The organism is Photobacterium sp. R1 (assembly GCF_054600795.1).
Genome location: NZ_BAAHZP010000012.1, coordinates 1 through 20,167, shown reverse-complemented (window position 1 = coordinate 20,167; position 20,167 = coordinate 1). Strand labels below are relative to the sequence as shown.

At 44.0% G+C, this 20,167-nt stretch carries 18 protein-coding genes, 1 pseudogene and 1 riboswitch; of the genes and pseudogenes, 8 read left to right on the top strand and 11 right to left on the bottom strand.

Annotated elements, in window-relative coordinates; translation table 11 throughout:
* Nucleotides 1–105: 105 nt before the first annotated feature.
* The 9 genes from ACYP03_RS18035 to radC all read right to left on the bottom strand — a co-directional run bounded on the left by ACYP03_RS18035 (nucleotide 106) and on the right by radC (nucleotide 7,791).
* Nucleotides 106–921: a hypothetical protein gene (locus ACYP03_RS18035; protein ID WP_459781436.1), complete on the bottom strand. Its 816-nt coding sequence runs from the start codon at nucleotides 919–921 to the stop codon at nucleotides 106–108.
* A gap of 68 nt (nucleotides 922–989) precedes the next feature.
* Nucleotides 990–1,733 carry a helix-turn-helix transcriptional regulator gene (locus tag ACYP03_RS18030; RefSeq protein ID WP_459781434.1) on the bottom strand — a complete coding sequence of 248 codons (744 nt, stop codon included), beginning with the start codon at nucleotides 1,731–1,733 and terminating at the stop codon, nucleotides 990–992.
* Between the two features lie 694 nt (nucleotides 1,734–2,427).
* Nucleotides 2,428–2,805: an Imm31 family immunity protein gene (imm31, locus tag ACYP03_RS18025; RefSeq protein ID WP_459781433.1), complete on the bottom strand. Its 378-nt coding sequence runs from the start codon at nucleotides 2,803–2,805 to the stop codon at nucleotides 2,428–2,430.
* 57 nt (nucleotides 2,806–2,862) lie between these two features.
* Nucleotides 2,863–3,138 carry a bacteriocin immunity protein gene (locus tag ACYP03_RS18020; RefSeq protein ID WP_459781431.1) on the bottom strand — a complete coding sequence of 92 codons (276 nt, stop codon included), beginning with the start codon at nucleotides 3,136–3,138 and terminating at the stop codon, nucleotides 2,863–2,865.
* The gene (locus tag ACYP03_RS18015) at nucleotides 3,116–3,535 is read right to left on the bottom strand and encodes a hypothetical protein (protein WP_459781429.1); all 420 of its coding nucleotides are present in this window, start codon (nucleotides 3,533–3,535) and stop codon (nucleotides 3,116–3,118) included. The genes ACYP03_RS18020 and ACYP03_RS18015 overlap by 23 nt, the downstream gene beginning before the upstream one ends.
* A gap of 8 nt (nucleotides 3,536–3,543) precedes the next feature.
* A complete protein-coding gene (locus tag ACYP03_RS18010) occupies nucleotides 3,544–5,826 on the bottom strand; it encodes an S-type pyocin domain-containing protein (protein WP_459781427.1) in 2,283 nt (760 codons plus the stop codon).
* 555 nt (nucleotides 5,827–6,381) lie between these two features.
* A complete protein-coding gene (locus tag ACYP03_RS18005) occupies nucleotides 6,382–6,825 on the bottom strand; it encodes a DUF2787 domain-containing protein (protein ID WP_459781426.1) in 444 nt (147 codons plus the stop codon).
* 58 nt (nucleotides 6,826–6,883) lie between these two features.
* Nucleotides 6,884–7,321, bottom strand: coding sequence for a DUF2787 domain-containing protein (locus ACYP03_RS18000; RefSeq protein WP_459781425.1), 438 nt, complete (start codon nucleotides 7,319–7,321; stop codon nucleotides 6,884–6,886).
* The gene (gene radC, locus ACYP03_RS17995) at nucleotides 7,318–7,791 is read right to left on the bottom strand and encodes a RadC family protein (protein WP_459781423.1); all 474 of its coding nucleotides are present in this window, start codon (nucleotides 7,789–7,791) and stop codon (nucleotides 7,318–7,320) included. The genes ACYP03_RS18000 and radC overlap by 4 nt, the downstream gene beginning before the upstream one ends.
* A gap of 263 nt (nucleotides 7,792–8,054) precedes the next feature.
* Between radC and ACYP03_RS17990 the strand changes: the two are divergent.
* From ACYP03_RS17990 to ACYP03_RS17970, 5 genes and pseudogenes are all read left to right on the top strand, one after another.
* Nucleotides 8,055–8,321, top strand: a pseudogene (locus ACYP03_RS17990) (restriction endonuclease subunit S); the annotation flags it as partial.
* Between the two features lie 53 nt (nucleotides 8,322–8,374).
* The gene (locus tag ACYP03_RS17985; protein ID WP_459781421.1) at nucleotides 8,375–10,870 is read left to right on the top strand and encodes an McrB family protein; all 2,496 of its coding nucleotides are present in this window, start codon (nucleotides 8,375–8,377) and stop codon (nucleotides 10,868–10,870) included.
* Nucleotides 10,860–12,194: an McrC family protein gene (locus ACYP03_RS17980; RefSeq protein WP_459781419.1), complete on the top strand. Its 1,335-nt coding sequence runs from the start codon at nucleotides 10,860–10,862 to the stop codon at nucleotides 12,192–12,194. Before ACYP03_RS17985 ends, ACYP03_RS17980 begins: the two co-directional genes overlap by 11 nt.
* A 211-nt stretch (nucleotides 12,195–12,405) precedes the next feature.
* A complete protein-coding gene (locus tag ACYP03_RS17975) occupies nucleotides 12,406–12,873 on the top strand; it encodes a Panacea domain-containing protein (RefSeq protein ID WP_459781416.1) in 468 nt (155 codons plus the stop codon).
* Complete coding sequence (locus ACYP03_RS17970) at nucleotides 12,870–14,084, top strand: RelA/SpoT domain-containing protein (protein ID WP_459781414.1); 1,215 nt, start codon at nucleotides 12,870–12,872, stop codon at nucleotides 14,082–14,084. Before ACYP03_RS17975 ends, ACYP03_RS17970 begins: the two co-directional genes overlap by 4 nt.
* Nucleotides 14,085–14,327: 243 nt before the next feature.
* Here ACYP03_RS17970 and trmA read toward each other — a convergent pair whose 3' ends face one another.
* Complete coding sequence (gene trmA / locus ACYP03_RS17965; RefSeq protein ID WP_459781413.1) at nucleotides 14,328–15,437, bottom strand: tRNA (uridine(54)-C5)-methyltransferase TrmA; 1,110 nt, start codon at nucleotides 15,435–15,437, stop codon at nucleotides 14,328–14,330.
* Nucleotides 15,438–15,584: 147 nt separating this feature from the next.
* Nucleotides 15,585–15,811: riboswitch (cobalamin riboswitch) on the top strand.
* Nucleotides 15,812–15,853: 42 nt separating this feature from the next.
* On the opposite strand from trmA, the gene btuB reads away from it, so the two are divergent.
* From btuB to murI, 3 genes are all read left to right on the top strand, one after another.
* Nucleotides 15,854–17,686, top strand: a complete 1,833-nt coding sequence (btuB, locus tag ACYP03_RS17960; RefSeq protein WP_459781411.1) for a TonB-dependent vitamin B12 receptor — start codon at nucleotides 15,854–15,856, stop codon at nucleotides 17,684–17,686.
* 49 nt (nucleotides 17,687–17,735) lie between these two features.
* Nucleotides 17,736–18,413 (top strand): Dph6-related ATP pyrophosphatase, encoded by a 678-nt coding sequence (locus tag ACYP03_RS17955; RefSeq protein ID WP_459781409.1) that lies wholly within the window; start codon nucleotides 17,736–17,738, stop codon nucleotides 18,411–18,413.
* A gap of 76 nt (nucleotides 18,414–18,489) precedes the next feature.
* Entirely contained in the window at nucleotides 18,490–19,287 is a 798-nt protein-coding gene (murI, locus tag ACYP03_RS17950; RefSeq protein ID WP_459781407.1) for a glutamate racemase, read from the top strand.
* Here the strand turns inward: murI and ACYP03_RS17945 are convergent.
* Nucleotides 19,259–19,711 (bottom strand): RNA recognition motif domain-containing protein, encoded by a 453-nt coding sequence (locus tag ACYP03_RS17945; protein WP_459781405.1) that lies wholly within the window; start codon nucleotides 19,709–19,711, stop codon nucleotides 19,259–19,261. The genes murI and ACYP03_RS17945 overlap by 29 nt on opposite strands.
* Nucleotides 19,712–20,167 lie beyond the last annotated feature (456 nt).

The window sequence follows — 20,167 nt, the reverse complement described above, 5'->3', positions numbered from 1 at the left end:
GTAAGACTAAGTAGATTTAATCGGTGGCATGGAGGATTGGGTTTAGTTGATAACACTCGTGTGCTTAAAGTGTCTATGAGTGTTATCAGACAATAAGATTCTTTATTAGGAGTAATTACATTTCAAATCATTTAAATGAATAATACCTTTGTTTCCAAAATTGATAGATGTGGTCCAATGCTTAAGAGTGTTAATTAAAGATAAATAAAATTTACTATCTTTGTCTTCATAGATGTTTTCAAGAGAATATAACAGGTCATTATTACACTCTACTTCTCTATTATCATTTAGTTTAATGGTATATCCGTTATACACAAAAACTGGTTCATTTTTGTCAGAGATTGTCCACTGATAAACTTCATTGATTTGTGATGGTAAAATAGAATTAGCATATTTGTCTTTAATGCCAGATAACCTCTCTTCCAAACCATTAGGAAACTTACTATCCATTTTTTTCTTTGCCCGATTATAAGTATCAGCCTGGGATCTCAGTTTTCCTGTAGACATGATATAGTCAGCTATATTATCACTGCTTTCTTTGATTTCCTTTAATTTTTCATTAACACCTTGGTACTTATTAATTGTTGTAGCTAGTTCATTATGTTCTTTGGTTAGATTTTTTATCTCTGTTTCCTGTGAATCATAAAGCCATTCATAAATTATTGAATCAATAGATTTCAGCTGGCACTCATATTGGACAATTTTTCTGCCTCTACTCCCTTCAAAAGTAATCCATTTGATATCTTTGCATGATTTTCGATGTTCGAAGGCTTGTGAAATTGTAAAGGAATGGTTGTATGTAACCACTTCATTGTAGCTATTAATATAGTTGAAGTTGGATTTTTTAACAAGGTCAATTTCAGATTCACACCCAATGAAGCAAAGTGTGAGAGTTGATAATGTTAAACTTGTATTTAGCATGATTAATCCTCATTTAGAGATGGTGTTATAATCTTATAGTGTTCATCAGAATGGTGGAATCTACTGCGCTATATTATTTCTTTCGAGAACCCTCCATTTCTTTCAAATTTTTCAAGATCAAAATCATTCGGATAACTGAAGTTAAAGCTGGAGACCGAGGCGCGTTTTATTTTGTTAATAGGATATATGATTTCATTGTTAGAGTTTAATTCTCTATAAACGAGAAGTAATATTTTACCTTTCTGTGCTAGCCCAAGCGGCATTAAATTTTTAGTGTATTTATTACACCCTTCGTGTTTAATTGAGAGGTATCGGTTGTTATATAGAGCCATGCTAATACTGTGAAATACATCTGAGTCAATTCCAGCGGATCTTGAAGTCTGATTTTCACCAATTAAAATTACCTTTCTTAGCCAATCAGTTTCTTTTGAATTTTCTGAGCTTGGAACTAGATGAAGTTTCGCATCATGGAATAGCATATCAAGGCTACGAACAAGATTGATTGGTAATAAATGAGTTAAATATTTCTCAGTAAGACATAATAAAAGAGCTTCATGAGCACTATTAGAGAAGATGCTTTTTGAACGACGACGGTAGCCATATGGCTTATCTCTGGTGTCTACTTCAATATCATGAAAATATTTTACTATGTCGGATAAATTACGTTGAATTGTGCGTTCAGTGCGGTGGATATCAATGTCAGACAATTGCATTTGAAGTTCCTTCGCAGTGATTTTTCTTCGAGTTGGAATGCGTCGATATATCTCTAGTACGAGTTCGAGATAGTGTTGAGAGCGGTTGTTTTTATTCATTATCCGATCCCGAGAATTAGTATGTGAGTGAGTGTATTCTTAGCTGCGACACAACATGTCGCATGTAACAAATATGAAGAAAACCTGCGACAAGATATGTCGCAGGAGGTGTGGGATAAGTGACTCTGGTGGATTTTTGTCCGATGTTTTCTCTTATGTTTGCTAAGAAAAAGTATCTACTGGAGGAGAGTTTGGTAATGAAATTGAATTGTATTATTCAAATTTTATGTACGCTTAAGGTGCTCCATTTTTCCTATGCGTATTGATTAAATATATCTGAGTGATTTTAGATTATGTATAAGTAATACTTATAACTAGTGGGGGTTGAAATTTATCGGAATGATGATTTTAAAATTATTATTAACACGATTAATAAAAAATATCAGTTTGTCAATTTCTTGTACCTATTCACTCGATTGATCTTTGTTAACATGATGAAGCATTTCAAAATGCAATGGCGGTGCGGATAAACCTTAGGCTATGAATGATACAATACAGTGGGAGCTAGAGCAGGAAAATTTACTGTCTTTTTCTGAGTCATCATTAATAATGCATAGGCATGGTCATCTTATATATCCTCTTGCCCAAAACAGAACCGATTAACATTACATCGTTCCACATGTAGTGTATTTGTATGTTTTTGCGGTTTTTTAGATTTTAGATTTTGGATTTATTTACGTTGGTTATATTGCGGTTATTGTTTCAATGTACCTTCGCCATCTTGAGTGACGCTGACGGAAATTGACTCTCCAGTATAAAATTCTTCTCTTGACATCATCTTCCCAGTAGATATTAACTCATTCTCCATAACATCCCAGCATTCACCAGTTGTCAAAATATCTACGGCATACCAAAAAATACCATCATCATCTTCAGCAAAGCCCAATATAGCGCCGTCAAATCCATTGATTTCAGATAATTTAGGTCTTTTCGAACTCACTTTCACCACTTCATAGTAATCAAATTTTGATGTCATCACGGTGTCCTGTTGTGGTGTGCGGCAAAAAGAAAGCGGTGTAACCTGTTGCCTGATCTCGCAAGAACCACCGCTCAACATCACATCGTGCCACATAAAGCGGACTTGTATGCTTTGCGGTGGTTTTTCGACTGTTTTGTTATGGGCAGTAACTTACTGATCTTTAAAGCCGGGTAAACCTTGCGACCTTCGCCATTTTTGGACTATCTCTGTAATCGCTTCAGGCGTAGCGTCTGCTGGATTCTCGGGATAATAGATCAAATCTGAACCATATGGATGTTGGGATATACCCTCACAATGATCCACTAATTTGTCCAGCTCCGCTTCGGAGCTGGTATCTGCTCGGTAAATAATATTAAGCATTTCGACAAATTCTGACCTGTTATAGTCAGTGAAAGTATTTTTATCAAAAGTCTTCAATATCTGCATTATCCAAGTTGAAGCTTTTTAGCACATGTAAGACATTATCACTAACAACTAAGCGAAAATCATCAGCAAGGCCAAAATCATCTCTGCCAGATTGACCTGTTATTTTTAACCAAACAAAATTTGGAAGGTTAATTCCGGGTTGTAATTCTTTAAATTCATCTGAAATTGATATCATAACGCTATCAATAGTGAATCCGCTGAATTTGTTAGTAGTTAATGCATCAGCCAAAGGGCGGGTGACGACAAAACAAGGAAAGGATTCTAGAATAGAATCGCCTAACCAAGATTCAAATCGATACTCGAGTAGATTGACTACTGGAGGATGCATGCTATTGTCCACAACTGTAGTAGGACCTAGCTCACCAGCCACTTCAGGTTCGATATAAAAGAAATTCATTTTTTATCCTATTCTTTTTTGTCAAGTGGAGGATTAAATTGCTCGCCAAACATATTATCAATTTTTTCGGCTTGGGTAAGTAAATCTTCTTTACTTGGTGCTGGATGAGCCCTATAAAAGCGGTTCCATTCTTTTCGAATTTTACTTAAATGGATGCTAGAGTTTTTTTCTTTCGGTATCCCGCGTAAATTATCCAATGAGTGTAACTCTGAATCAGTTACTAAATCAGGGTAACGCTTTTGTACTTGTTGCTCGACAGCGTGATGGACTACCACTTTTCCCTTGGTATCAGGATAGGCGTCAAAAAAAGTCTTTTTATAGTTTTTACTGTCAGACTCACCAAACTTAGCTTTGCTGAACACCAGATAAATCGGTGGTATCCCTGAGCCAATCGGGAACACCAACACAGCGTCGCTCCAGTGCGTTTCTGCATCAGCCGGATAGGTTTCCACTGATGGAAACCACTCATCCGCAATGGGTGTGGTGCGAATACCTTCCGGTTCGTAGCCATCCTCGTGCCCCGGCGTGAGCTGCCATTCGGGAGCCCCGGTGGCTGTCGGGAGCCAGGTCATCCGTGGCCCTTCTTTCCCCAAAGCCACAGAGAAACTTTGATTGTCTTCGTGTAAATCCACCTGAAACACCGGGATACGGGCGAAGTTCATGTGCCATGCGTGAACAGTCGGGTACTGCTCACCCGGTGCCGGGTCGGTCAGGCTGATGCGGATCCGGCTTTGCACACTTTCCAGATTGCGTAATTCTTCCTCGGTGTACTGCGTATCGTCATGGTGCCAGACTTTATGGGGCATCATGAAGACATTGCCGATGACCCCGATCCCATTCCACAGATAGAGTTCGTAATTATCCAATGCATTGTCGAGTTTTCCGAATAATCGGGTCAGTCCAATTGCGGCCTCCTTGTTGGCTGAACAGGAGGCACAGTTTCCGCCAGTACCTGCCGCAGCACTGCCAGTGAGTGCAGCCTGAGTCGCTTGCTGAGCCTGAAGGATGCCGATTGGGTTGGCATGCGCACTCCCCATGATTTGAAATGTCCAACTGAAATTGGAGAGCGATTCGGGCTCAGAGCCTGCATCTGTGCTGCCTTCAGGAACATTGCACGACTTGGCAAACACCGGTGTGACGATCGATTTCACGCGAACGACCGGAATATCATGCGCCAGATGTGCTTCACGGAGCGGATGGATCGTCGTGTCTTCAAGGCATTGGCTGTCATAGGGGTAATAGCTGTTTAATGCCTGATTAAAATCTTTTGGCTGCTCTGGCGGCCGCTCCCGAACGGGTTTGGGCGCATCAGGGGCATCCGGTGACTGTACCGTTAACTGATCTCCGACACTCAGGGATAGCGGATCCGCTTCATAAAGCGAATTGAAATCCAGCAGTTCACGGGCGCTCAAACCATATTGCTGAGCGATCTCATCCCAGGTTTCCCGTTCTCCTGTCGCCGGATCCCGTTGGACGGTATGAGTTTGGCGGGTGGACGCCGCAACTTGTTCGTTAGCGACCGCGGTTCGCTCAAGGACAGGTTGTTGAATGGCATCCAACAATGCATCGAGGTCGATTTTCACACCGTGCTGTAACAACCAGTCTTCACTGAAATGATCCAGATCCTGACGGGTGATCCGCTCTCGAAGGTAAATCAGGTACTGATCCGTCACCAAGGTCCCGGCCCGTTTCCAGGGCAGCAAAATCGCACTCAGGTGCCCCTGATAAAAATCGTCACTGAGCTGATCGTGGGTGGAATGTGTGGCACGGAATGCCCAACGCCTGTCACCGAGGAGTTGATATTCCTGCATCAGCTTTCCATCACAGAAGTGGTAGAAATAACCATGGCTGGGATGCCCTAACAGGCCTTCAATTTCTACGGCGGGCATGACGGCCATGAATGCTTCCTGCACGACCCCGGAATCCGCAGGATGAACGGTCACAGGCTCTGGCGGTGTCACGCCCAGCGATTCACAGGCTCGGGCCGCATACAGACGTTTGGCTTCATTGATCACGACGGTCGTAGTCAATCGGAAACCCTGTTCAACGGGCTTTTCCTGCCAGTTCATGAGCCTGCCTTCTTCCTGAGTCTTACCGAGAAAGAACTCGCAATTGTTGTGCTTGTGCAGCGACTTCATGGCGCAGGACAGCTCGAAGCAATATTCAAATTCTGCCACCGGAGCCGGATCTTCCCGTACCGGCGGTGGCGGGGGCAGGATGGTGCATTCATCCAACGGCTGAAAGGCCGCATTGGGAAATCTTCTGTTTACCGAATCGTCATCAATACTCACAGTGCCCCCTGAACAAAATGTCTACATATCAAACACATTGCGCGGATTTTACCACCCAAAGGGGGTTGCGGTGTGACGGTTTTTGAGGGGTGTTTTTCAGTGAAACTGACGGGCGAGACTGTGAATTGTCAGCTTGGGGGTGTCAAAATAACAGTTCGCCAAACCGCCTTGTTCGGATGATTATCTTCAATAATGTTTTCGTTCTCAGTTAACTTCTATCACCCCACTAAAGCATCTACTTTATTGGGGTTTGACTGCTGGGAGTGATGAAGTGCAAGTGAGCAAATAGAAGTTGAGAGAATAGGGGGGAGACATGGAATGTCCGATGGTGAAAACCGTAGCAATCGGCTTCACGAAAACGTGAGCCGATTAATATTAATCAGGTTGATACTTATCACTGAGCTCTGAAATGGCTGTAAGCAATCCTATGAGCAGCACCACCAGAAACCCTAATGTGGACTGGGTTCCAATGGTCCTGAATAAAAGGAAGAGTGAAAACAGCGTAGTGAAGGCAGTGATAAGTTTGATGGTTTGTAGAAGAAGGGAAGTCTTGAGTTATTGCGGGGTGACGGTTATCTCGTTGTAAGCGTCTGTATCGACATAGGTAAGAAAGTTATTCTCCCAAAGCTGATACAGCTCTTTGGCATCACGGCTACCCTGTATTGGTAGCCAGCCACGATAGGCGACAAAGAACTGCCCAACCCGAAAATCAAAGTCCAAGTTTCGCTCTAGCTCTGGATAGTAGTTTCCTATATAAGCAAAGTTGGTGATGTACTCAATACTCCATGCCCTTGTTGAGGTTTGGCAAATCGCAATCTCAACCGGATGGAAGCCGCCTTCATCCGCGCTGTATGTTTTATCGCGAAAGTTAAACACCAGATAACGGCTGGTGGTCTTTGCGTCATCACTCAGCAAATGAGCGGTGAGCTTTTCATTTAGCAAAGAGTGCAATTTCTTTGACACAGGTAGTGATGATGCTGTGAAGGTTAATTTGGACATAGTAAGTCCTCCTTGTTTCAGGATTTCAGGATTCAGATAAGAAATAACAACGTGGGAATTATTGGAACGTGCCGACCATCGTCAGTTGCACGTCATCAAAGATGTTACGAGAAAGGTGACGAGCAAAAGCTTTCATCCATACTGAGAGCAGCTCTTGTGCCTCTGGGTGGGATAAATCAGCGCTCCCCACATCGGGTTGATAGCACCAGTGATTAACAAGGTGAAAGTACAACTCAGGCTCAACAGTTGTACTATTGTCATTGGGATAAGAGAAGCTGGCAAAGAACACCACCAACCAAGGGCTTGAGGCTGACTCACGTTTAAGCTGCACTTCAATGGGATGCAAACCTTGTCGATGTCGGTAGTAGTTCATTTGGCGGCAGTTCAACACGAGTCGCTCCGCATTGTCCGATATGGTGTATCTATTCAGAAGAGCTTCTAGTGACGCATGTAAAGCGTCATCAATGCATAACTCACCATAATGTTGTTTAATCATAACCATCCCCTCTCAGCAAATGAGGTGCAGGTATCGCCAGTCACGATATGGTCAAGTACGCGAATATCCACCAGCGCGAGCGCGTCCTTGAGTCTTTCGGTTATGCGTCTATCGGCTTGAGATGGCGTTGAGTCTCCAGATGGATGGTTGTGTGCGAAGATCACCGCAGATGCGTTTACTTCTAAGACCGCTTTGACTACTTCTCGTGGGTAGACGCTGGCTGCATCCACTGTCCCTTGAAACAACTCTTTAAATTCAAGCAATCGGTTTTGGTTATCCAATAGCAGTAGGGCAAACACTTCACGCTCATAGCTGCCCAGCTTGCAGCGTACGTACTCTTTGGTTGCATTAGGATTAGTTAAGGCATCACCACGCACATAGCGTGTCGCCAGTATCTCAGCGGCATGCTCCAGGATTACATTTTCCTGATAGCGTTGCAGCTTTTGGTAATCGGAAGTTTTGGGATTCATTTCAGGCTCCTGTCGGAATCAATGGTGGGTATTCGCTGTGATGACATATGCCTGAAGGATTTTGGGTTGAGGGGGCACTTGGTGATGTGAAGAGGAGAAATAGATACTATTTTTCGAGGAAGTGTGATTTTTCTCTCCCTAATGACTTAATTTCAAACAGGAACGAATATGAGATCATGTAAACTGCACCTAGGTTTCAGTGGGCACAGGAACACAAATGGCTTCGTCAACTTTTGAACTTTTACAAGGTGAGATTGCTCTCTGAAGAAATCGTCCGCCTAGTCGACCAATATTTCGCTTTCGCTGACGCCATTGAAGCGCAGGTGAAGGTGGCCCAAGCCAGAGTGGGTAATCTTACGCAAAGCATTCTTGTCGAAGCTTTCCGTGGTGAATTAGTGCCGCAGGATGATAGTTATGAAACCGCAGATAAACTACTAGAGCGCATTACTAATGCGTGTGCTGAGGCAGAAGCGCTAGCTAAAGCGGCAAAGAAAGCGGAAGCTGCTACAAAACGCGCAGCAAAAGCATAATTGACAACTATATAAGCACGCCATTGAGCGTGCTTTTTTTGGGGGGAGTGTAAATGTCAAAGTATTTATTAACGTGGAACCCAAAGTATTTCAGTACCGGTGGTGATGGAAGCGAAAGCGGACAATTGGACTATATGGCCGGACAAGAGATCCAGTGGTCTTGCCACAGCAAAGAGCCTAAGATAGGTGATGTGGTTTACTTGATCCGCTTGGGTGAAGAGCCTAGAGGAATTATCGCTAAAGGCAAGGTAACAAAAGAAAGCTATTTTGATTCAGACTGGAAGGACCCCGCAAAGCAGAAAGCTTATATTCAATTTGTAGTAGAGGACATCCGCCACTCTTGTGAAGAGGGCTTATTGCCAATGTTGCTTCTTAACTCTGCGATGCAGGACCAACAGTGGAGCCCACAAGTCTCAGGAATTAAAGTTAAATCTGAACACGAAAAGGTTTTGGCGGAATTATGGGAAGCTGGCAAGAACAGGCACTCATTGACGCAATTGCTATCTTGGGATAAGCAAAGTCACTTTAACCCCAATGGCTGGTATAAAGGCTACCAAGATACCTGTCAGCTGGCTAAGCAGATAAAAGAAGGAAAAGTGATATCAGAGGGTGATGTACATAAGCTCTGGTATGAGAAAGCCAACGGCATTGCGAGTGTCGGGCAGGGCTTTATGTTTAAACGAGAGCTAAGCAATAATATAAGTTACTTGCAAAAGCTAACGGAAGAAATCATTAAGGACCCTTCGAAAGAGACGTACCAGAATATTCTAAATAATTGGCGTATAGACGGTGAATTTGACCGTGTTTTGTGGTCGGTTATTCATAGACTATTTGGGGCGGCATCTCCAGAAAAGTACACAAGTATTGCTGGTAGAGATTACTTGAGCACAATTATCGACTGCCTGAAAAAACAGTTCCAATTATCTATCGAACCAACAGGAGACTGGGTTGTTGATAATCATAAGCTACTTCAAGCCGTTGAAACCTTGATTCCGGGAGATTGGGATGCCCAAACGCGAAATATCCATCTGTGGAATTTGTATGAATGGGAAACGAAATGCAACAAAAAAACTGAAGATGCAGATCAAATACAAGAAGAGGGGGAAGAATACAGCGTGGAAAAGGAGGCAACCTTAAGGGCTGGTCCTCAGAATGTGATTCTTTTTGGTCCCCCGGGTACAGGAAAAACTTACAAGCTGCAACAACTTCAAGCTAAGTATACCAGCCAGACAGAAAGCATTGATGCCTCTCTTTGGCTACAAGAAAAGATTGCCCCACTGAATTGGATGCAAGTGTTAGTGCTCTCGCTTCTTAGCTTAGGCAAAAAGGCGAAAGTGTCCGATATTGTTGCCAGTAAATACTTCCAGACTAAAGCAAAGGTGAACAATCGAGATGGGAACTTAAGCCAGACCGCATGGAGTTACTTACAGAAGTTCACTGTGTCTGATTCGACAACCGTTAATTACAAAGGCCGTGGTGAGCCTGCTGTGTTTGATAAAACAAACGATTCCGTTTGGCTGCTTCTTGACGACAAATTGGAGCTGGTGGATGAGTTAGTGGCTCTGCATAAAGAGTTGGAGCAAGGGCCACCACCTGGAGCGGTTGTGAAACGATATTCCACAATAACGTTCCACCAGTCCTACGGCTATGAAGAGTTCATTGAAGGGCTTAAAGCCACCACTGATGAAGAGGGAAATGTTCATTATTCTGTCGAGCCAGGAGAGTTTCTTGAGCTATGCAGTAAAGCAGAACGAGATCCAGGCTCTCGATATGCTATGTTTATCGACGAAATTAACCGTGGCAACATCTCGAAGATCTTTGGTGAGTTAATCTCGTTAGTGGAGACCGACAAACGTAAAGAGGGGGCTCACCCTATGTCTGTTCATCTCGCATACAGTGGTAAACCATTTAGCGTGCCTTCGAATGTCGATATCATCGGCACAATGAATACAGCAGACCGCTCTATTGCCTTGATGGATACAGCGTTACGCAGACGTTTCGAGTTCATCGAAATGATGCCCGATAGTCGTTTGTTTGAATCTAATGGTTTGATCGATATTGGTAACGACCAACAAATCGATTTAGGTGAGCTATTACAGACGCTTAATGATCGTATCGAAGCCTTGTATGACAGGGAGCATACGCTAGGGCATGGCTTCTTCTTTCCTGCCTATAATGTTGCTAAATCAGGGAAGCCTGATGAAGCGTTATCAGAACTCGCCAAGGCTTTTAAGGGTAAAATTGTTCCTTTGCTCCAAGAGTACTTTCATGACGACTGGAGCAAGATTCGCCTTGTGCTAGGGGACAATCAAAAGCGCGGTAATGACCGAAAAGAGCTGGAAGAGCAGCAATTTGTACGTCGAGAAAAAATCGAGTACCAAAAGCTGTTTGGTAACCAGTATGAGCCCGATGGTTATATGTCAGACGAGTATCGTTATACTTTAGCCGATCAAAACGATGATATTTGGCGCAGTGGTGAGTGTTATCTTACTATTTACAAGCCGCAGTTGAGCGAGGAGCTTGCAGCACAGGTGAAGGATGAGAGCTAACAAAGAGATCTCCCTGTTTGAGTTTTCTTATCTGGTCAGTGAGTCCAGCGAAGTGTGTAGAGAAGTGAATCATGTAGAGCCTATTTCGCCTTCTGCCTTTGTTTTTCTCAAGCAGATCGCACTAGGTTCGCAAGAAGAAAATAAGCTGTTTCGGCTTTGTAAAAAGTCAGGGGTGGAAGCTTTACAAGTGCGTAACCATGCAGGCGTGATCTTTACTCCTGATAGTACCCATATCGAAGTGTTGCCCAAAATTGGCAGAACGTCTCCTAGCTCGACACGAGCCCGAAAGTCATTACTGATCATGCTCCGTGCTCTTAAAGGCTTCTCACACATTCAAATGTCAAGTGCTCTAATTTATGAAGAGAAAATGCCATTGCTTGAGGTGTTCATTGGTCAGTTCATTGGCTCAGTGCTTAACCTAGTTAAGAAAGGCCTGAAAAGTGACTATGTGCAGACAGTGGATAATCTTATCTATAAGAAAGGTAAGCTAGTTGCAGCAGGACAATTGCGCAAAAACTTGGTCACAAAACACAAGTTCTATTGCGAGTATCAAGAGTATTTAGTGGATCGACCTGCCAATAGGCTTATCCATTCTGCACTACATGCTGTCGCCAAGTTCTCCCGTAACGCTAAGCATAAGAAGCAATTACAGGAACTCTTTTTTATATTCGAAGAGGTTCCTTTAAGCCGCGATTATAAAAGTGATCTATCAAAGTTAAGGCTAGATCGGGGAATGAGTCACTATCAGGCGCCAATTGCCTGGGCTACATTAATACTCAATGGTTTTTCACCTCAAACAATGAAAGGAAGTATCCAAGCTATCTCTCTTCTATTTCCTATGGAGCGAGTATTCGAAGATTACGTAGCCAAGGTTTTACGGCAGCAGGTATCTGTGGATCTCGTGGTTAGAAGTCAAGTGAAACGTAAAAGCTTGGTGGAGCATAAACAAGCCAGCTGGTTCAAATTACAGCCAGACTTGTTGCTCGAAAAGGCGGGGAGTGTAGTTAGTATTTTGGATACTAAGTGGAAGTTGTTGGACCAAGCAAAAGATAATGGCTCCGATAAGTACGGCCTATCACAGAGCGATTTTTATCAAATGTTTACCTATGGACAGCACTATTTCGATGATGGAGCAGAAGAAAGAGAGATGTTCTTGATCTATCCCGCACACGATGGTTTCAAAACAGCGATAGAGCAGAGCTTCGACTTTAATACCAATGGTGGTAATAAGTTGAAGTTGTGGATTGTACCGTTTGTCATCGAAGAGGGAGTCACAGGTGGAGTCATCTGGCCTGAAGGATGTCGGTTTCTATTAAGCAAATGAATGTTATTGGTCGCTATTCATATAGGTTGATATTTATGAGTACGCTATCATCTAAGGGGCTGGACTACTCGCATGAATACGTTGCTAAATTTTGCGAACGAGTATCTAACTGCGAATAAAATTACTGTCTTTAAATACAGCTATGGTTTACACTTTTGGCGTTGCATCGGCTGAATTATGTAAACTATTTAGACGAACTTGGAATAAGAAGATGAAAGCATATCACACATACAGTGCTGTAGACGTTGCATGGAGCTTGCTTAAGCATGCGAAAGAGCAAGGTAAATGCTTCTCCAATTTGCAGCTACAAAAGCTTACCTATGTTTGTCACGGTTTGTCATTAGCACACTTCCAGCGTCCTCTTGTTGTGGATGATGTATTTGCTTGGAAGTTTGGCCCAGTAGTACCGTCGGTCTATTTCCGTTTTAAATCATACGGCAGTAGCGTGATCACTGAACAATATGATGTGGTGTTAGACCATGAGAGTGAGTCTATTGTCAAAGACGTAGTATCACAACTGGGGCATCTAACAGGGCCTCAACTCGTAGATCTGACTCATCGTGTAGGTAGTCCATGGCATCAAGTATGGGATGGCACACATCAGAAAGTGATTCCGGATCATTTGATCCAAGCCCATTACACTCAGATCAAACAATCAGGTCGAACAGCTAGCCTGTGAGTGATAAAGAAAAAACTGTCGTCAGTTTTCAAATTGACGACACACCTACCGCCGAGCAGGCATCAAAAAACTTCCAAGACGACTATGAGTTGGACTTTCAAGATTTTCTTGAAAGAACGGTTGATGAAAGTGCTGCCGAAGATTTCTCATACTCTAATAACGGAGTGAAGAAAGCAGGGCGACGACTACGCAAGAAAGAGGGCGATCTTAAGTCCGCCACTGCGATAATCCAGCAGTTTCGTGCCGCCCATGAAAAACCACTGAATACAATTGCTTACCTAGTTGGCCGCTGTTCCCGAGAGTTAGGGATAGATGTGAAGCCAGTGACACGACTAAAGCGTCTAGAAACGATAGTAGACAAGCTACAACGTAAATCACTTGATGGTGAGACTACAAATGCGACTTGTGTGACTAATATGAATGATATTGGTGGCTGTCGAGCAATTTTTCCTGATCTAATGTCGTTGGAGAAAGTCAAAACCCAACTGCAAATGACGGTCGAAAAAGTAGTAGGTCGGGTTAGAATTAAGGATATTGATGATTACATCACCAATCCTAAACCAAATGACTGCGGATATCGAAGTTTGCATGTTATTTATCGTTATGATCATGCCAGCGGCAAAAGTTTCAACATAGAAGCTCAGTTACGTACACGCCTTCAACACCTTTGGGCAACAACGGTAGAAATCGTCGATATCTTGGAAGGTACTAAGATTAAAACTCACTCTCATAGCCCTGCTGAAGATAAAGGTAGTTTGCAGCTCCAGTGGGAAGAGCTGCTTTCGATTATGAGTCAGTATATTGCTGATGCTGAAGGTGCTATTGAGTTAAGTGACGATGATAGGGCTCAATTTTCAAACAGATTGACTGAATTGAATAGTGAAATCAATGCACTGAGTCGTTTGAGAAGCTTTAAAATTTTATCTGAGAAAGTTGAAGGCTGTTGCGATGGCTCAACAGAACATGTTCTTTTGGTGATTGATGAAACTTCGCTGGAAATGCTCTTTAGTGTAGAGTTTGAGAATTATAACCAAGCTATTTCAGTTTATAATGCCGCTGAGAAGGTGACTCGCAGCCATGCGAGATTAAATACTCTTCTCATATCAACAAAAAATATGGGACAGCTGTCAGAAGCATACCCCAACTATCTAGGTGACTGTGCTTCATTCATCACGTTGTTTGAAGACGCTATGCAAGCGGGCCAGAGTTAAACATACTCTGTTCTTATATTAGTAATCGCTGTTTTTCTGATATCACAACGAACTGGATGTTCAGTGTTTTGCCTTAAAGTTAGCTAAAAGCTGAATTTTGTGGTTTTAGATGTAAAGTTTTAATTGAACTTGCACTGGATGACAAAGAACTTTATGTTGTGGCGTGAAGTCGGTTTTTTATTTTCCCGTACCCCACGCCGTACCCAGACTGATATTTGGTAACTATATAATCTATTAACCCCTTTATTTTATAAGCTCGAGCAGAATGCCCGCTTCCATATGGTGGGTATACGGAAACTGGTCAAACAGTGCAAAGCGGGTGATCCGGTGAGTCGTACTCAGAATCTCCAGATTGGCTTTCAGGGTGTCCGGGTTACAGGAGATGTAGACGATGCGCTCGTAGCCCTGAACCATACGGCAAGTATCGTCATCCATGCCGGACCGTGGCGGATCGACAAAAATGGTGTTGCAATGGTAGCTTTTCAGATCAATGTTGTTGTCTTTCAGGCGGCGAAACTCGCGCTGACCTTCCATGGCCTGTGTAAACTCTTCAGCGGACATCCGGATGATCTGTACGTTATCGATCTGGTTTGCCGCAATGTTGTACTGAGCTGAGTCCACAGACGGCTTCGCCAGTTCGGTTGCCAGAACGCGTTCAAAGTTCTGCGCCAGAGCCAGCGAGAAATTACCGTTACCGCAATACAGCTCCAGCAGATCGCCTTCGCTGTCCTGCGTACAGTCGACCGCCCACTCAAGCATTTTCTGTGCGACTTCACCATTTGGCTGAGTGAAACTGTTCTCGACCTGCTGATAGGTGAGGGTGCGATCATTGACTTTCAGTTTTTCAACCACGTAGTCCTGATCCAACACGATTTTTTGTTTGCGTGCACGACCGATCAAATTGAGGTTGAAACCTTCATCATTCAGGCGCTGCTTCAGGATTTTGGCTTCTTTGAGCCACTGATCGTCCAGCTGACGGTGATACAGTAGGGAGACCAGCACCTCGCCGCTTAAAGTTGACAGAAAGTCGACCTGAAACAGTTTATGACGCAGGGCGCGGTTTGGTTTCATGGCGTCCATCAGCAGCGGCATCAGGTCATTGATCAGGCGGCTGGCCGCTGGGAACTGATCGACACGGTATTTCTCGCGGGTTTCCTGATTGAACATGATGTAATACAGGTCTTCCCCTTCGTGCCAGACGCGAAATTCCGCGCGCATGCGGTAATGCTGTGCAGGCGAAGCAAACACTTCCAACTCCGGGGTGTCTACGTCAGCAAACAGCGCTTGCATGCGCTCGGCTTTCTCGTCCAGCTGTGCCTGGTAGGTATCGGGGTTGATTGGGGTTGCTGCCATGGTGTTGCCTCAAAACTGCTCAAAATAAGAGCGGAGATTTTATTGCATTGTTGACTGATGTCCAGTGCAAGGGCGGAGAAAAATGTTGGCGGTGTAGATTTGTCATGAGTAATAGCAAACTAAACTAGACAATCGGAACAGTGAAAACTAGCATTTTGTTGCGCTGGTTTGCCTGCAGAGCAGGTGGGGGAATACGGTGAGAATCCGTAACTGACGCGCAGCGGTAAGAGAGAACGAAGACACAGGGCTGGAAGCCAGACACTGTTTCCTCAGGTGTGCGCAATGCATGCTGAACGAAATGGGAAGTCGTTGTCCTAGGCGGTTGTTCAACCGTGCTCTCAAGTCCGAAGACCGACCAGCGCCGAAGGCAGTACGGAGACTGCCAGATTTCAACGCGATTTAAGGTATCCAAAATAATGAAAAAAACGCTTTTAGCAGTGGCGTTGGCACCGTTGTGCCTGCAATCCTCTCTTGTTTCCGCCCAGAACACGACTGAAGAGACTATGGTGGTTACCGCCAACCGGTTTGAGCAGTCTGTGAAGAATACACTTGCTGATGTCGAGGTTGTTACCCGTCAAGCTATGGAGCAAATGCAAGCGAAGTCTTTACCGGATGTATTACGTCGTTTAACTGGGATACAAATTACTCAGAACGGTGGGCGAGGACAGCTTGCATCGTTATTTGTGCGAGGAACTAACTCTGATCAGGTACTTGTTTTGGTGGATGGTGTTCGCTTTTCTCGTGCAGCTAAAGGGGCTGTTGATTTTAACCAGATCCCTTTAACTTATGTTGAGCGCATTGAGTACGTTCGTGGCCCACGTGCTTCACTTTATGGTTCAGAGGCAATTGGTGGTGTGATTAATATCATTACCATTGCTCGTTCAAGTGAAGATGGCACTAAAGCCCAAGGCGGCTTGGGTAGCCTTGATTATCGAGAACTCAGTGTTGCATCAGGTCTAAAAGCAGGTGAAAAAGGTCAGGTAAATCTGGCTGTAGGGATGGAAAGCGATAAAGGCTACAACGTTCATCCAGTCTCAGGTGTTAATGACGGTGACCGACATGGGTTCAAAAGTAACAATACACTACTGGGATATGTGTATGATTTTAACCAACAGTGGTCTGCTTTTGGTAATCTGCGAGCGTATGAGAACGTTTATCAATATGATCGGAGTTTTGGGTCACGTGGATATTTTGAGTCGGAGAAAGAAGATATTTCAGCAACCTTAGGGGCTAAGTATCAGTCTCAAACCCTGATGTCAGAATTACAGTTAAATGTGCAACGACAAAAAGCTTGGGATTACGAACAATCCAAAGGAAAACAAGGTGGGACTCAAGACAAACTCGAGCAACAAAATCTACAGTGGATAAACAGCTATTTGCTCAATGATGCATTCACTTTGTCAGGAGGGATCGATTGGCGAAAGGAATCTTATACCGACAAAGTTGCCAATAAGACTTTTGATAGGACTAATAGTGCAGCTTTTGCTTCCGCGATTGCGCAATTTGAAGAGCTGAGTCTTGAAGCAAGCTCGCGGCTGGATGATAACGAGGAGTTTGGTACAAAGTTTACATACAATCTTGCTGGTGGTTATCAATACCTACCTGAGTTTGGTGTAAAAGTCTCTTACGGAACAGCATTTAAAGCTCCAAATCTTTATCAGCAGTATGACCCTAAATACGGAACTAAAGATCTAAAACCTGAAGACTCAAAGAACTGGGAAGTCAGCTTTAGTGGTGTAGTTAAAGATGTGTTCTGGTCTATTACTGGCTACGATTACAAAATCAATAACTTAATTGACTACCGTCTAGTTACCAATAATTACCAGAACATAGATGGAAAGACACATATTCAAGGTATTGAGTTTGTATCTGAGTTCGACACTGGTTTTGTCCAACACCAAATCAGTGCTGATTTTAAAGACCCTGAAGATGCTGAAGGAAACCAGCTTCAACGTCGGACTAAGGAGATGTACAAGTGGAATGCTTTAATCAGTTTTGAGCAGATTGATTGGTCAGTAAGTTATCTTTATGTTGGAAAGCGTCCAGATGTTGATTATGGAACTAGTCCTGCGAGTGACATCAATCTACCGGCATATTCACTTTTCGACACAGCGCTTAATTATTATGCCAACGAATCCGTTACAGTGAGTGCCCGTGTAGCCAATTTGTTTGATGAAGAATATGAAACGGCACTGGGGTACCCGTCCGCAGAGCGTGCTTATTACTTAACTATTGGCTATCAGTTCTAACGTTAATTTTGTTTCAGCCGCCTTCGGGCGGCTTTTTCGTGAGATAAAGATGAAACCCAAGAAAGTGATTGTCAGCTGGTCCTCCGGTAAAGACTCAACCTTGACGCTGCTTCGCTTGCTGGAAAACCCCGATTATGAGGTGGCAGGCTTGTTCACGACTTATGTCGGTGACGAAGTACCGTTTCAGGCGACCCCAATCGCTGTCGTTCGGGAGCAGGCGCGTCTCACTAGGCTGCCTTTGCTGGAAATTCCATTGCCGCAGGTTTTTCCTGCCAATGATGTTTACCAGTCGCTGGTGGTTGCGGCCATTCGAAACTGTGGATGGGAGATTGGCGCTGTCGCCTTTGGCGATATGTTCTGTAATGGCATTGAAGCTTACCGGCGGAGTTATATTGAGCCGGCTGGCTGGGAATGCGTGTTTCCTTTACTCGGTGAGGACAGCCATCAACTGGCGCTGGAAATTCTGGACAGGGGAATTCAAACCATACTGACAACAGTGGATACGCATCAGCTCAGTGGTGATTTTTGTGGACAACAGTTCGGATATCCATTGCTTGAACAGCTCCCTGAAGGTGTCGACCCATGCGGAGAAGACGGTGAGTTCCATACTATGGTGGTGTCTGCCCCCTGTTTTCACGGGCAATTGAATATCCGTCCGTTGTTTGTAGAACGTGAGGAGCGCTTTCATTATCTCCGCTATCAGATCTCGGCCTCAGACTCACAGTAAACTGACGTTGCCGAGTTGGTTTTTACGATTCAGGCAGTATGATGAAGGCTTGAATTTTTCTCTGCCAGAATGACACGTGAAAACCATCCTTATTTTTGATTCCGGTGTGGGTGGCCTGTCGGTATATCAGGAGATATACCGACAACTGCCTCACTATCAATATATCTATGCGTTTGATGACGCCGCTTTTCCTTATGGTGAGCTGGATGAATCCACTCTGATTGAACGCACACTGCACATCGTCAATACGTTGGTTGATAAACATCAGGCTGATCTAGTGGTGATTGCCTGCAATACGGCAAGTACGATTGTGTTGCCTCACCTGAGAGCCGCTTTAAGTCAGCCGGTGGTTGGGGTTGTTCCTGCCATTAAACCTGCTGCGCAGCTGAGTCAGAGTAAAGTTGTGGGCGTGTTAGCGACACCGGCCACCGTGAAGCGTCAGTACACTCAGTCATTGATTCAGGAATTTGCTTCAGACTGCGAAGTGCATTTACTGGGCACGACCAGGCTGGTGGAAATGGCTGAAATGAAGTTACGTGGCGGAAGGGTGGATCTGTCTGAACTGGCCGCTATCCTTCAGCCGTGGGAATCGACGGCAATAGATACCGTGGTGCTGGGGTGTACTCATTTCCCGCTGATGAAAGAAGAGATTGAGACAGTATTCCCGCAGGCGCGTCATGTCATTGACTCCGGGAATGCAATTGCAAGCCGGGTGAAGTCACTTTTAGCTGAAGGGATTACAGGCGGTGAAAAGATGAAGGTGGAAAATCTGACTTATCACACCTGCGACAAGTCAGATCATAAGGCACTGAACGAAAGTTTACTGGCGATGCAGCTCAGCCAGGTCAGAACTCTGAACTATCCTCGTTCTTAGGCTCATTGGCTTCGCGGACTTTGAGAGTGCGCTGACCGAACTCTTTCTCATTCAGTTTATTGATAGCGAAGTCTGCATCTTTGCTATTCATGACGACAAAACCGAATCCGCGTCTTTTTCCTGTCCGTTTGTCTTTCATCAGGCGGACAGCGAACACCTCACCGTACTCCGCAAATAGCTCTTTGACATCCCCTTCATTCGCCCGGTAAGGCAGGTTACCAACGTAAAGTGTTTTGCTGCTTTGAGTGTCTTCTGTAGTTGTGCTGTCTTTTTGGTTGCTGCCCAGATAGAAGTTGGCAAAACCCGACAAGATGGCACCTAACGCAAAAGCAATCGCTGCGGTTAAAGAAATGAAGCTAAAAATGACAGCGCCAACCAGTGTTATCAGCGCGATGATCATTGTGTGTGAGTTAGAAAGTTTCATAGGCAAGCTACATTGTCATTGATTGAATAGTAAGAATGCGAACTCTTTTAACAAATTAATCACATTAATATTACGTGTATAAGTTTCTGATTACCAGAAAGTGAAAATAGCGTTCGTATAATGTTGACTTACGACGCATAATTTCACATTAGCTGAATTTATGACCGCTTAAACAATTTTTCTGAAGAAAAGGGTTGTCACGTGTCTTCAAGTCTCTATAATGCCGCCTCACCAACACGGGGTACGGAACAAAACGGCACTCTGGTTTGGATACAAGGCGGCACAAAGAAGCCAAATAAAAAATTGTTTGACTCTTTAAATTGATTCGTTAGAATGGCCGCCCTGTTCGAGATTAACCCTTTGGGTTAACAGCGAAAGCTCTTTAACAATTTGACCATGCAATCTGTGTGGGCACTCGACAATGATACAGTCAAAAGATTTTATCAGTGAACTGAG